Consider the following 14,390-nt stretch of genomic DNA (forward strand, 5'->3'; position numbering starts at 1 on the left):
AAGGATGAACCGTACTTACATATCGGTGTTGCTAGCAGCCGTACTTAGCCAAAATGTCAACGCTGAACAAACCACTGCCAATCACGAGCAATTAGAGGTTGGTGATAAGCTCACCGTCGTCGCTGAAAAAGGAATTGCTAACTCAACCACAACTGGCAGCAAAATGGATATTCCGATCAAAGAACTACCATTTTCCGTTGCAGTGATTGACCAACAATTTATGCGAGATACCGGCGTTAAAAACCTACAGGACGCATTACTTTATACTTCCGGTGTCTATAGTAGTGCCTTTGGTTTAGATTCACGTGGTGACTGGAGTCTGGTCCGTGGTGTCGCCCCCACCCAGTATGTGGACGGCATGAAATCACTGTTTGGCTACTATAACAACATTCGCCCCGACACCTTCTCTATGGAACGAATTGAAGTTCTCAAAGGCCCCTCATCGGTATTATTTGGTCAAGGCTCTACTGGGGGCATTGTGAATCTGGTGTCAAAATTGCCACAACAGCAGGCCAGTCATCAACTATTGGCCCAAGGCGGTTCCCATAATCGACGCCAAATTGCAATTGACTCGACCGGACCAATTGCTAACAGCAACCTACTCTACCGAATGGTCGCTTTAGCGCGCGAAGGTGATACCCAAGTTAATCATACCGAAGACAATCGCTACCTGATTAATCCTTCCTTAACCTGGATGATGGGTGACGCAACCAATTTAACCCTATTGGCCAACTATCAACGCGACGAATCGGGCACAGTACTTCAATTTTTACCTACCGAAGGTACACTGTTCGCGGGACCGAATGGCCAGTATATCGACAAAAGCACCTTTTTAAGTGAGCCCGGCTGGGATAGTTATGACACCGAACAACTATCGCTAACGGCCTTATTTGACCATCGTTTTAATCAGATCTGGTCATTGCAAGCCAATATGCGCTACACCGATAGTGAATCCGATTACCGCTCCATGTGGTCTTATGCGCCGAGTACCAGTAGTGATGGCGCTCCGATTATGTATAACCCCGATGGCACGATCAACCGTGCGGCGTACCATAAGCAAGGAAATAGCAAAGTGCTCACCAGCGATGTGCGCGCCTTGGCTAATTTTTCTTTGGGTGCGACAGAACATGCGCTATTAATCGGCGTAGACGGCCAGCAGGCAAAAACACGTGACGATGTCTGGTTTGGCAGCGGTGGTACCATCGACCCTTATAATCCGGTTTATGGCAACATTCCCAGCGGCTATACCATTACACCTGGGGCAGAAGTGACGGCCTCGCAACTTGGTATTTATCTGAATGACCAAGTCAATATTGCTCAAGTGTCGGTGAATGCTGGTTTACGCTACGACACCACCAAAACCAAAACCGAAGGTAGTATCGCCAATACTAGCGAAGATGCGGTGACCGGACGCTTCGGTGGAATGTACCACTTTGATAACGGACTCTCTCCTTACCTAAGCTACTCGCAATCATTCGAGCCTCAGCAAGCTGTCTCGGATATGAATAACGGTAAACTGATCTACCTCGATCCGCTACGTGGCGAGCAATATGAAACGGGCATAAAATATCAACCCACTGGTTCAGACCTACTTGCAACCGTTTCTTTGTATGACATTACCCAGAAAAATCGAGTTCAAACCAATCCCAATGGTGGTGTTCGGCCACTGGCTGATGTCAGTATTCAAGGCGCTGAGTTCGAAGTTCATAAAAAATGGTTACAAGTTGATTTAATTGCCACCTATACCGAACAAAGAACTGAAGATGAAGAAACCGGTTACCGGATCGCCTATGTGCCCGATAGACTCGCTTCGGTATGGGCGAATTATCAATTCAAAAGCTCGCTTGAAGGTTTACGAGTCGGTTTAGGAAGCCGTTATGTAGGAGATACCACCGATGGCACTGATCTGTACACTGTACCATCAGTGACGCTATTTGACGCCATGGCCGCTTACCAAACCGGTCACTGGGATCTGAGCTTAAACGCGAAAAACTTATTCAATAAGACTTACGTGGCATATGCGTCTACCTCTGGAACCACTGGTTATGGTGAAGGTTTATACGTCACCGCCGATGTTCGATACAATTTTTAGGACTCAACCATGGCCTCCGTGCATTTTCGCCGCAGGCCAATTGAGCCAATATTGCTCATGACATCGTCTAACTTGGATAGCATCAGCCAATACCTGCTCGCCGCTTTTCAAAGCAGCAAGCCTTTGGCTGAACTGGCGCGACATTTAAGCCCCAGCTTAATTGAATTACACACTCACCAGCTTAACTCGCAGCCGTTGATTGATGCCCAATCCCCACAAATAAGTGAGGTAGTTTGCCAATTGTATCGCAGCTGGCAACATCAACATCCCGAAGCTGGCGAAGTGTATTGGCTCATCCAAAGTTGGAGGATGCTCATTTGGCAACCCATTACACTAACATTGATTGCGGTATATGCCCGCCAAACCAGTTTAGACCTGAGCCAATTCAAGCAAAGACTTAACTTAGAGAGTGGCATTGTGAGTGGCTATCTGGATCTGCAACTTAGCTCCCCCACAGCGGCTGATGATCAGCAATGGGTATTAAATCAAAGCTGTCGCCAATTAAGCCAATTATTACAAGACTACCGCTCAGCCTTAGGACAACAGGGTAGACTGAGCGAAGCCGTCGCCATGCGTCTCGTCAAAGATCAAATCGCTAATCTGATGCTCAAGTTAGCTGCAGCATTCCCGCAACTCAACAGTGTGGCACTCAGCCATTTATTAAGTCCCTGGAGTGAACAACTTCAACTCGGGCCCAAATCACCATTTTTTGATTTTGAATTAAACCCAGAACGCAGTACCGTTCTGGCCAAACCTTCAGCCTGTTGCCAGCACTATCGGCGAGCCGATGGTGATTACTGCCTCAACTGTCCGAAGCTGCAACGCGCCGAGTTAGCACAGCGCTTAGCGGCACATAAACAATCCTTGCAAACATGTTAAACCCTAGCGCGGCATGTTCAGTGAGCCATAAAAAAGTAAACCTCCGATGTTAGAGCTACACCACGTCATCGTACGTCATCAACAAAACACCGTGTTAAATATTCCAGAGTTGCGCATTGCTGCGCAGCAAATCACCGTCATTCTGGGCCACAATGGTTCCGGAAAGTCGACCTTAATGAAGCTATTAGCGCGCCAACAAAACCCAACTCAAGGACGTATTTGTTTAAATCAACATTCCCTGGAGAGGCTTTCCCAGCGCCAATTGGCTCAGCAGCTGGCCTATCTGCCGCAACGACTTCCAGATGTTGCGGGATTAACGGTGACCGAATTAGTCCGTTTAGGCCGTTTCCCCTGGCGTGGAACTTTAGGCCGCTGGAAATCCAGTGACCATTTGGCAGTCCAGCAAGCCCTACGGCAAACCAATGTCAGCCACTACGGTGAGCAGCTGGCTGATCAACTCTCCGGTGGTGAACGTCAGCGCGCCTGGATTGCCATGTTACTTGCCCAGCAGGCCCCGATGCTGCTGCTTGATGAACCGACATCCGCCTTAGACCTTAGTCATCAATACGACTTAATGCAGTTACTGCGTCAGCTCAACCAACAGCAGCAGCGCGGTATTGTTGTGATCTTGCACGATGTCAATCTGGCCTGTCGCTTTGCCGATCGCATTCTGGCTTTAAAACAGGGGCAAATCTGTTTTGATGGCTCACCTCAACAATTACTGACACCTGCGAACCTGCGAAAAATTTATGGCTTGGATTTTGATTTAATCAAACAAGCCCAGCAAAACCTCCCCGTGGCCGCGGTCGCTTATCCCCAAGAGGAACAATTATGATTCAAACTCATTGTCGCCGAACTCCATTCATCATAAAAACCGTTTTATTGATGCTAGTGCTTCAATCAAGCCTGGCAATGGCTTTAACCATCAACGATGACATCAAGTCGCATCACTTTGCTAAGGTGCCGCAACGCATTGTTGCACTCAACTGGTCCATGGCAGAAAACGTATTAGAATTAGGTCTTGTCCCGGTGGGTATTGCCGATATTGCTGGTTACCAAACCTGGGTCGTCAAACCAGCCATTCAGGCAGGCGTCACCGATGTGGGGACTCGCATGGAGCCGAATCTCGAGTTAATCGAAGAACTCAAACCAGATGTCATCTTACTGAGTAGCTCACAGGCCGATCTACTGCCGCGTTTAGAAAAAATTGCACCAACGCTGTTTTTTGATTCGTTTAACGCCAGCCAGGATAACTATCAAAAGTCCAAAAAAATCTTTATGCAATTGGCCGAGTTATTTGATAAACAAACGGTCGCCGCACAAAAGCTCACCGCCTTAGAGAAGCAATTTGTAGATTTAAAACAACAAATATCCCAACATTTTTCGGGGCATATCCCCAAAGTAACCACCATTCGATTCAACAATGCCTCAACGATTATCGTCTATGGAGATAATTCACTTTCCCAAGCCGCAGCCGAGCAATTAGGGATCGCCCCCGCGCTCCCTTTAGGCCCCTCCAAATGGGGGATCGCCCAGAAGAAACTAAGCGATTTAGCTCAAATTGAAGAGGGCATCGTGGTCAACATTAAACCCTTTGATCAAGAAAAACAGTTGCAAGCCTCACCGCTATGGCAAGCTCTGCCGTTTGTCCGCAAAGGCCACTACACCACCATGGAAGCTATCTGGAGTTATGGTGGCGTAAACTCGGTTGGCTACTTCGCTCAGGCCCTTACCGACAGTTTATTAAACATCAACAGTCCTGAGTAAACCCAACACCGATGAGCATATTATCCAGATACAGCCTTAGTGGCGGCATATTCATCGTCGCTACCCTCGGCTATTTACAAATAGGCGAGGCACCCAGCCTCTTCCGTCAGCTGAGCCTGATTCACCACTGGCAAAGCCAGCAATTTTCCGAGGTGATGTTTTTGTATGCCAGCCTGCCAAGACTCAGCTTAGCGATTATTGTGGGCGGCGTATTGGGTTTGGTCGGTAGCCTTTTGCAGCAGTTAACACAAAACTATTTATTATCGCCGATGACCTTAGGCGCGTCTTCTGGCGCGTGGTTAGGCTTGGTCTGTTTAAGTGTCTTTTTACCCAGTCTAGTCCCCCTTTATGGGCACTGGTTTGCCATGGGAGGCGCCATACTCAGCACTGCACTGGTCATTTTTATTGCGGGTCGTCAGGGTTTGGGGGGCTTACCGGTGATTTTATCGGGTTTGGCCATCAATCTACTGTTAGGTGCCATCGCGACGGCTATCGTGATGACACATGATCAATATGCTAAAAACCTGTTTATTTGGGGTGCTGGTGATCTCACTCAAAGCGACTGGAGTTGGGTGACTTGGTTACTACCAAAGTTGTGGCCCATGCCCCTGTTGTTATATTTTGCCCCTCGCCCACTCAGCCTATTACGTTTAGGTGAACAGGCGGCCGGGGCTCGTGGTTTAAGCCTCATTCCCACCATGGTCACGCTGATTGGCTTCGCCATTTGGATGCTCTCCTGCGCGATTACCGCTGTGGGATTAATCGCTTTTATTGGTCTGCTGGCACCCAATATCGTGCGTAGTTTAGGTGCCAGAACAGCCCGTGACCAATTATGCTTTAGTGTCTTAATTGGCGCTTTATTGCTGCTAATAACCGATATGATTGCCCTGATTGCCAGCGGCTACACAACCAATATGATCCCAAGTGGCACCGCGGCGGCTTTAATTGGGGCCCCAGCACTGATTTGGTTTAGCCGTGGTAAACTAGGCGCGAAAGACCAGCAAAGTCTAAGCCTGCCAAAAGGCGCCGTCAGCTTACACAAGCATCTGCCCCTAGCTTTAATCTGCCTATTGTTAAGCATATTATTTGTCGCCTTATTTGTTGCACCTTCATTGCATGGCTGGCAGTTATCCATCAGTAATTTACACACCTGGCAGCTACGCTGGCCACGAGTATTTGCCGCCGTGGCGGGCGGTGCAGCGATGGCCATGGCCGGGGTAATCTTACAGCGACTGATCCGCAACCCCTTGGCCAGCCCCGACATTTTAGGGATGTCGGCTGGTGCTACATTTGCCTTGGTCATCACCACTATCTTCACCGGTGCGTCAATTTTTGAGGTGGGAAGTTTAGTCGCATTTATTGGCAGTAGCGCGGTCCTCGCCCTATTGCTGTTACTGGGTAGAAAACATCAGTTTTCACCTGCGATGATGGTATTAATTGGCATTGCTTTAGCGGCGCTCATCGACGCCCTCATCGCCTTTGTTTTGGCCAAAGGCAGTGATGAGGTTTATAGCATCCTGGGCTGGTTATCCGGAACCACCTATCGCGTGGCTCCCTCACAGGTCATCTTGCTGCTCGTCTCGGTGACGCTGTTAGGGCTGCTCAGCCTGTCACTGAGTCGCTGGTTAACTCTGATTTCGGCGGGAGATGACATCGCTAAGGCGAGAGGCCTGAATATAAGCCAGGCTCGGCTGATATTACTCATCATCGTGGCGCTATTATGCGCACTAGTAACCGCCGTGATTGGCCCCTTAGCCTTTGTGGGTTTATTAGCTCCGCATATGGCGGTGATGCTTGGCGCCAAGAAAGCTGCGCCGCAGTTACTACTGGCATGCATCATTGGCGCATTATTAATGTTGGTATCCGATTGGTTAGGTCGAGTCTTGCTCTATCCGGTACAGATGCCAGCGGGCACCATTGCCTCTATATTAGGTGGCAGTTACTTGATCCTGTTACTGAGCAGAAGCGGTCACCCGCCAAACCAAAGCCAGTAGAAGATACATCTTAAACCGCTTCGCGCCCACGCGCTGGCGATCCCAAACACCAAAGGCTGCGCCATCTGGCCAGCCGAAAGGGCGCAGTAAATTGCTTTCGCCAGCAACAAGCCCGTGCTGGCAGAGCGCTCAAAGGATTGAGCCCCCCAGTTCGTGATCGTTGCACGGCAACTGCGAGGCAATTAGCGCAGTTAAATTGAGCGACTTATCAAGTCTGCTATCATTCAAAAGCTTACCGTCTTGTTTGGTTTTTTTGAAGCCCGAATTGAGGGTATGATTCTGCCGCAATTAAGTACCGCCAGCCTGACTATTTGGAGCGAAAAAGCCTCATCTGTAATAAACCTTCATCCCACAAGCGCCGCTCTCTCGGTGAGCAGTGGATGAATTGATGAGTTGATGAGTTGATGAGTTGATGAGTTGATGAGTGATTATCTGTACTAGTGTGATTATCTTTACTAGCTCTTACACAATCTGACACTGCGGATTACCGAGCGTGACCTAACCGTACAAGCTACACACTAAATTACCAACTCACTTTTGGACAAAAACGTGTTAGGAAGGTAATTAATGCGGTGATGCTTTGGGTAAACCCAAGCTAGGCATACTCAGTATTAACGCCGCCAGAACGCGGCTGCTTTGTAGTTGATTGAATTATGGCAGTCTTTTTCGCCATAATTCAAGCGACGGAAAAGTAGCTCGACGTTACTGGCTTTGTGTACGCCCAGCATGGGCATGAACTAATGAGGTGAAAGTCCTCTGTAGGAAGGTCACCGCTTAATAACACTTTGATTATTAAACGCTAACTACTAGCGAATGGCAAGGGCGTTACCGTGAGGGAATGTCTGAAGGAAGCCGGACGCAAATCTGCGAGCTGATGAACAAAAACATCATATGAGGCGTAGGCTGGAGGCGAGTTGGCACAAGACAACGAAGCCATGTGATCTAACGGCCACCGTAAATGATGCAGCAGTGCAGAGACAGTGCATGTTCTTATCTGGGGAGATCTGCTTAACAGGCGATCGTTAAACTGACTAGCTTGGCCGCTAGTTCAACAGGCCTGGCACTTAATTCTCATCAACTTAAGTGAGCAAATACGATGAACAACGATAGCGCTATTTGGGGTAACTCAAACGGTGATTAAGCAGAAGTCAGCAGACGGCATAGTAGCCCAACGCCCATCGTAATGGTTGGGACACGGTGAAGGCCTGAACACTTAGAATAAAGGAGGAGCCTTGTTAAACTTGAACACCCATTCGCCGTCCGGCGTAGATGTGATTCAGCGTAATAACTCGCAGCCAACCTTTAGCCAACATCTATTCGAACATATGCTAACGCGGCAGAATATTCAGCTCGCGTGGCAAGGTGTTCGAGCCAATAAAGGGGCTGCTGGAGTGGATAACATGTCCATTGATGCATTTCCTTCTTGGGCAAAACTACACTGGAAGCAGGTTGCTGCTGCGCTGCGTAATGGCCAGTATCAGCCTAAACCGGTTCGCCGTGTGGAGATTGACAAACCCGATGGCGGTAAACGCCAACTGGGGATCCCAACGGTGCTAGACCGTGTTATTCAACAGGCCATAGCTCAAGTGCTTACGCCCATTTTTGACCCTAGTTTCTCAGCCCATAGCTTTGGATTTAGGCCAAACAAGAATGGGCAGCAAGCAGTGAAGCAAGTTCAAGGCATCATCAAGCAAGGCCGACGTTTTGCGGTTGATGTGGACTTATCTAAATTCTTTGACCGAGTTAACCATGATCTGCTCATGAGTCAGCTGGGAAATCGAGTTCAAGATAAACGGCTACTTACACTGATTGGAAAATACCTGAGAGTGGGTTTTATCCCTAACCAGTGCTATCAGGAAAGTCGAGAAGGTGTACCGCAAGGGGGACCATTATCGCCCTTGCTGGCCAATATCATGCTCGATCCATTGGACAAAGAGCTGGAAAATCGAGGGCACAAGTTTGCTCGTTACGCCGATGATTTTACCATTTTGCTGAGAAGTCAGCATGCGAGTGAACGAGTGCTTACGAGCATTAGTAGCTTCTTGCAACGGCGCTTAAAACTTGTGGTTAATACAGCCAAAAGTCAGGTGGTTAAAACGGCGAAGAGTAAGTTCTTAGGGTTTACCTTTAAAGCGGGACGGCTGCAAATTCATGCCAAAACGCTACACCGTTTTAAACAACAAATTAGGCGTCTAACAAACCGTAACTGGGGCGTGTCGATGGGCTATCAGCTATTTAAAGTAAGCCAATACTTGCGAGGATGGATAAACTACTTTGGGATCGCGAATTGCTATCAACTGTGCGTAGATCTAGATCACTGGATAAGGCGCAGAGTGCGAATGGCCTACTGGCGACAGTGGCGAAAACCGAGAACCAAAGTAAGAAATCTGATGCGTAGAGGAGTACATGTTCAAGCCGCGGTAGCCTGTGGCATAACCAGTAAAGGCCCATGGAGAAGCTCGAAAACACCGGGGATCCAACAAGCATTATCGAATGCTTATTTAGCATCCCAAGGTCTATTTGCGCTTCGAGATGGATGGATTAAGCTTCACCATTCTAAGTGAAACGCCCTGTGCGGAGCCGCATGCAGGGTGTTGTGGGGGCTGGAGGCTAGATACCTTCGGCTACCCGATTATGTGCCTGAATACTTAGAAGTAATTAACTCCCAAGCTTCAAGGCTTTTATCAATACAATTAAAGGCATCAGCTACAATCTCATTTTTGTCGTTTATGATATTTGCTGTTAATTTAACTGCTTCATTAGATTTTGGAGTGAAAAAGTAGCGCCCATCTATCCGATGAATTTGGCTTATAGTAGACTTCGATATTTTTATTAAATGCGACATATCCAAAGTAACAACACTTCCACTTCTAGGTTTTTGATCTAAGCCTTGATGCTTTTCACTATTTGCAATATCAGCACATAAAGTCAGTTCTTTATAGCTGTTTATTTCATTTTCAAAACACTTATTGAACTCTTTACGCGAAATGTTTTTGTTGTTTTCATATAAAGATTTCTTTAAATGATCTTTCATAGACCAACACCAAACAAAGGCACTCTGAATTTCATCTATTGCTTCATCAAGTGGCTTTATCCCAGAAACACAGAAATTTGAAGATTCAAAATCTACGATGTTTTCTGGCCACTTTATATCTTTAGCTTTATTTCTAAAACGCTCAACTCGTTTTCTCATATCATTAGACATGCAAGCTCCGAATTATGGATGGCACATAACGCCGCAATCTAGCGAATCCCCTCATAATCTCTTGAGAATTCATATAAGTAGACGCGCACCCCGTTATTTGATCTAATTAATTTCGCCAAAAACCTTTCCTATCAAACCTGCACGGAGGCAGTCGGGATGCGCGAAACTCAAATTCTACACCAAATGCTTATTGAGCTGTGCCCCTATATTCACAAAAAACGCCTTAACTCTCTGATGGTTGCAACAACATCGCTATTAGATGGCGATAAATTGTCTCTCACCGAGCTAGGACGTAATATCACCAGCCGTACCTCACCTAAACACTGCATTAAACGCATGGACCGCTTGCTCGGTAATCACCATTTAAATAGTGAACGTTTAGCCATATATCAATGGCATGCTCGACAAATTTGCGGGGCTAATCCACTGCCTGTGGTCTTGGTCGATTGGGCTGACGTCCGTGAGCAACTACGGATGATGACATTACGCGCTTCTGTCTCAATAAATGGCCGCTCCATTACCTTGTATGAACGCACCTTCGAGTTCAAAGATTACAATGCACCTCGTAGTCACAATCAGTTCCTATCCGAACTAGCCAGTGTGTTACCAGTAGGCTGTACACCGCTCATAGTGACGGATGCGGGGTATCGCAATACTTGGTTTAGGGAAGTGGCCTCTTATGGCTGGTATTGGTTGGGTAGATTGCGGGGGGAAGTGTGTTATCAGCTCAGTGCTCAATGGGCGCTGACTAAAACCTTGTATGATTCAGCAAGCGGTAAGGCGCATTACATCGGTGCGGTGCAAATTGCCCGCAAGAAGCCCATGCCTTGTCACTTATACGTGTTTAAATCTAACGATAAGCAGCGTAAAGATAAACGCTCCCGCCGCTCAGGCAATAACCATTCAGCCAAGAAGCTATATCACCGCTCCGCTAAAGAGCCTTGGGTTCTGGCCACGAACCTGCCTCCTGAGCTATTTACCGCTGTGCAAATTACAAAGTTGTACGCCAAACGGATGCAAATAGAAGAAACCTTCCGCGACTTAAAAAGTCCACAATACGGCTTTGGTTTGCGCCATAGCCGTTCACGATGTCCACGCCGATATGACGTACTACTGCTGATAGCAATGCTGGCAGACATCATTTTATGGTGGTTAGGTTTAGTGGCACAACAGATTGGATGGCAACGACACTTTCAGGCCAATACCATCCGCAAACGGGCGGTTTTATCGGTAGTAAGGTTAGGAAAAGAAGTACGGCGAAGGCCTGAGTATGTTATCACAGAGCAGCGAATACGCTGGGCAATTAATGCGTTTCGCTGGTTAACTCACTCTTCAGGAGTCAAAGATTTATGAGGGGATCCTCCAGCGCCTCGCTAATAGGCAAAAAATTGTTGGCTAAAATTAGCGACGAAGGAGCAAAAGCCAACTGTTTTTTGTCCCTTTAAGCGACTTGTTGAACGAAGCCGCTCTGCGGCAGAGTGCATAGCACCTGATATCTCATACTCAATGTGACACGGCCAATCGGTCGTGATGAACCGGAGTATGCAGCATGAACCCTACCCAACAACATCGTTATCATGTTTTATATAAACAACACCTTACCAATTTAACCTTACAAGGGAAACGACCAGCCACCATTGATGCGTACTCGCGTGCGGTACGTCGGATTTCTGCCCACTTTGACCGCTCCCCCGATACCTTAAGCACCGCTGATTTAAAGGCCTATTTTGCTCAACTCATTAGCAGCCATTCTTGGAGCACCGTGAAGCTAGACCGCAATGGCTTGCAATTTTTTTATCGCTACACCCTCGAGAAACAATGGCAGTGGTTAAACATTGTGAAGCCTCCTCAAGTGAAGCGCTTACCCGATATCTTAAGCCCTGCGCAAGTCGGCTTCGTGATTAGCATGACGTCGCAACCCCGCTATCAAGTCTTCTTCTTGGTGTTGTATTCCATGGGGCTGCGCTTGAGCGAGGGCTTACACTTAAGCATTCATGATATTGATAGTCAGGCCATGCAAATCCATGTGCGGGATGCTAAAGGCGGTAAAGACCGCTTCGTGCCCATGCCGCGTCGCACCCTTCAGGTTTTACGTCACCATTGGCAAAGCCATCGCCATGCTCGTCTGCTGTTTCCACGCCAAGGTAAACAGGTGGATGTGCCTATGGATAAAGGCGGCGTACAAAAAGCCTTGAAGCGGGTATTGCGCGATTGCGGTATTCATAAACCTATTAGCCCGCATTCGCTGCGCCATTGTTATGCCACCCATCTGCTTGAACAAGGCTTGGATTTACGCTCCTTGCAACACTTGCTGGGACACGCCAGTTTAAATACCACTGCACGTTATACCCAGTTGACCCAAGTGAAGCAATTAGATGCCGTAAAGGCAGTGAATAAACTCACTGACTCTCTCACACTCATGTGGCCGTAACCATGAGCACCTTTATTGATTTACTTCACCAACATGAGGCCGAGCTTGCACCGCTTTTAAGGGCGGATGCTAAACGGGCAATGTATGCCATGCTGCGTTGTAAAACTGAGCAACAAGGTCACAGCCTTTGGCAGTGTGAACATTGCCCGCATCAAGACCAATTGACGCTGTCTTGCGGCCATAGGCATTGCCCGCAGTGCCAACACCATTGCACCACTGGCTGGTTAACTCGCCAACAACACAAGCTGCTACCCACGACTTACTTTATGGTGACCTTCACCCTGCCTCATGAGCTAAGGGCTTTAGCCCGCGTGCAGCCTAAAGCCTTATACCAAATCATGTTCAAGGTGGTATCAAGCCTGTTAAAGGACTTTGCCAAACGCCAGAACCAGGGGGAATTAGGGTTTACCGCCGTACTGCATACCCATAGCCGCCAGCGTAACCTGCATCCCCACTTACATGTATTGGTGGCCGGTGGGCGCTATCACCGTGCGAAGCAGCAGTGGCATCACTGCAACAAGAAGTACTTGTTTAACGCCTTTGCGCTGGCCAAGGTATGGCGAGGGAGAATGCTAGATGCGCTCAATCAACACCCAAACATCAAGTTGCCCCCGCATATCCCCACCAAATGGGTGGTCGATTGTCGCAACGTAGGTTTTGGGCTGCCCGCGCTACAGTACTTATCTCGCTACTTGTATCGCGGGATCTTATCCGATAACGACATCATCAGTACCGATAATGACCAAGTGAGTTTTAGGTATCTAGATAGCCAAAGCCACACCACCAAAATCCGCACCTTGCCTACCTTAAGGTTCTTAAGGCTTATCTTGGCGCATGTATTGCCCAAGGGATTACAGCGGGTGAGAGATTATGGTTTTTTACGGGGCAACGCCAAACACATATTGCGGCGCATTCAGTTACTCCTGCGAGTGCCGCAACGCGTGAACCTCGCCGCGCTCCAAACCGACAAGCACAGCGCGACCCGGCCATGCCCTTGCTGCCAGCACCCCATGCACTGCACAGGCGTGAGTCGAACGAGCTAGCCGAAAGGCGAACAATATAAGGAGAATGGCAGGGCTTAACATGAGGATGAATACATACAAAAAATAACAGCTTAGCACCATGTATGACAGGTAAAGGCTTAACGCCATTCACCCAGTCTTAGCCAAACTCGCCTTGTAAAAAGTAACAAGGCCTTGGCCCCGCCAACATCAATACCGTTATTTACTATAGAAGGGAGCATCGGGCTTGTTCAACACCCGAATAAGGTGGCGGCTACGCGACACCTATTCTTATTTGTTATACAACAAATGTCCGTAAAGGACTGGGAGAATATTATGAACATTTTTAATTACGAAAATTTACCTATAACCTTAGGTATAGCTGCAATCATAGTAAGTTTAATAAATATATTAACCTTATTTTGCTAGTATGTTTGCAATTACCGCAACCACAGATATGAGCAGGGCCGAGGACGATAACCAGACACTTACCGTGTGGCGATAATCTTGCTTCTTGAAATCCATCAATAAAATAAGATGATTGTAAGCAGCATACCACTTCTTTGCGAATTTATTATCTACATCATATATTTCCTTATTATCTTCATCTTTTTGAATGTAAGGGAAGTGGTCGAGTAGTTTAACCATTAAAACTTTAAGTTCTTTTTGGTTAAAATCAGCAACCTCTGAGGAAAAGATTTTACACAAGAGGTTGTCGTAATCCGCTATTTTCATTTAAAACTCCTTTTAGGGGTTGAGATTGTAGAGGCAAGAGCCTCATGGTGTATAACGCTAAGTAGGCCGCACGTGCGGTCTATCCCATTCAATGAGCGCGCGTCCTATCACAAAAAACATGATCTTCATCACGTTCGCTCATCAATTTATGATTTGATATTAACCCATTGTCTACCTTAGTTTTTTACTCGGAATCAATCAATCATCGATCCATTTCTATCATTGATTACTTTGACAAATGACGCAAACGAAACTAAAAATACTGTATATGTATGGCTCTTCACCG

General features: G+C 47.4%; 11 protein-coding genes. 9 read left to right on the forward strand and 2 right to left on the reverse strand.

The features are described from left to right. The first annotated feature begins 4 nt into the window (after positions 1–4). The 6 genes from ACRRSY_RS16785 to ltrA all read left to right on the forward strand — a co-directional run bounded on the left by ACRRSY_RS16785 (position 5) and on the right by ltrA (position 9,296). The gene (locus tag ACRRSY_RS16785; RefSeq protein ID WP_432452108.1) at positions 5–2,092 is read left to right on the forward strand and encodes a TonB-dependent siderophore receptor; all 2,088 of its coding nucleotides are present in this window, start codon (positions 5–7) and stop codon (positions 2,090–2,092) included. Between the two features lie 9 nt (positions 2,093–2,101). Further along, a complete protein-coding gene (locus ACRRSY_RS16790) occupies positions 2,102–2,971 on the forward strand; it encodes a siderophore ferric iron reductase (protein ID WP_432452107.1) in 870 nt (289 codons plus the stop codon). Between the two features lie 46 nt (positions 2,972–3,017). Beyond that, positions 3,018–3,806: an ABC transporter ATP-binding protein gene (locus ACRRSY_RS16795; protein ID WP_432463672.1), complete on the forward strand. Its 789-nt coding sequence runs from the start codon at positions 3,018–3,020 to the stop codon at positions 3,804–3,806. Continuing rightward, positions 3,803–4,738 carry an iron-siderophore ABC transporter substrate-binding protein gene (locus tag ACRRSY_RS16800; RefSeq protein WP_432463673.1) on the forward strand — a complete coding sequence of 312 codons (936 nt, stop codon included), beginning with the start codon at positions 3,803–3,805 and terminating at the stop codon, positions 4,736–4,738. The genes ACRRSY_RS16795 and ACRRSY_RS16800 overlap by 4 nt, the downstream gene beginning before the upstream one ends. Before the next feature lie 11 nt (positions 4,739–4,749). Further along, positions 4,750–6,732, forward strand: a complete 1,983-nt coding sequence (gene fhuB, locus ACRRSY_RS16805; protein WP_432452104.1) for a Fe(3+)-hydroxamate ABC transporter permease FhuB — start codon at positions 4,750–4,752, stop codon at positions 6,730–6,732. Positions 6,733–7,964: 1,232 nt separating this feature from the next. Then, on the forward strand, positions 7,965–9,296 hold the full coding sequence (ltrA, locus tag ACRRSY_RS16810) for a group II intron reverse transcriptase/maturase (RefSeq protein ID WP_432463674.1): 1,332 nt from the start codon (positions 7,965–7,967) through the stop codon (positions 9,294–9,296). Positions 9,297–9,364: 68 nt separating this feature from the next. On the opposite strand, the gene ACRRSY_RS16815 is transcribed toward ltrA, so the two are convergent. Then, positions 9,365–9,937, reverse strand: coding sequence for a hypothetical protein (locus ACRRSY_RS16815; RefSeq protein ID WP_432463675.1), 573 nt, complete (start codon positions 9,935–9,937; stop codon positions 9,365–9,367). A 156-nt stretch (positions 9,938–10,093) separates the two neighbouring features. Between ACRRSY_RS16815 and ACRRSY_RS16820 the strand changes: the two genes are divergently transcribed. The 3 genes from ACRRSY_RS16820 to ACRRSY_RS16830 all read left to right on the forward strand — a co-directional run bounded on the left by ACRRSY_RS16820 (position 10,094) and on the right by ACRRSY_RS16830 (position 13,411). Next, positions 10,094–11,290 (forward strand): IS4 family transposase, encoded by a 1,197-nt coding sequence (locus ACRRSY_RS16820; protein WP_432463676.1) that lies wholly within the window; start codon positions 10,094–10,096, stop codon positions 11,288–11,290. Positions 11,291–11,486: 196 nt separating this feature from the next. Then, positions 11,487–12,368 (forward strand): site-specific integrase, encoded by an 882-nt coding sequence (locus ACRRSY_RS16825; RefSeq protein ID WP_432451861.1) that lies wholly within the window; start codon positions 11,487–11,489, stop codon positions 12,366–12,368. A gap of 2 nt (positions 12,369–12,370) precedes the next feature. Next, positions 12,371–13,411 carry an IS91 family transposase gene (locus tag ACRRSY_RS16830; protein WP_432459742.1) on the forward strand — a complete coding sequence of 347 codons (1,041 nt, stop codon included), beginning with the start codon at positions 12,371–12,373 and terminating at the stop codon, positions 13,409–13,411. A gap of 375 nt (positions 13,412–13,786) precedes the next feature. On the opposite strand, the gene ACRRSY_RS16835 is transcribed toward ACRRSY_RS16830, so the two are convergent. Next, the gene (locus ACRRSY_RS16835) at positions 13,787–14,104 is read right to left on the reverse strand and encodes a hypothetical protein (RefSeq protein ID WP_432463677.1); all 318 of its coding nucleotides are present in this window, start codon (positions 14,102–14,104) and stop codon (positions 13,787–13,789) included. Between the last annotated feature and the right edge of the window lie 286 nt (positions 14,105–14,390).

The organism is Agarivorans sp. QJM3NY_33, from assembly GCF_050870865.2.
Lineage (GTDB): Bacteria > Pseudomonadota > Gammaproteobacteria > Enterobacterales > Celerinatantimonadaceae > Agarivorans.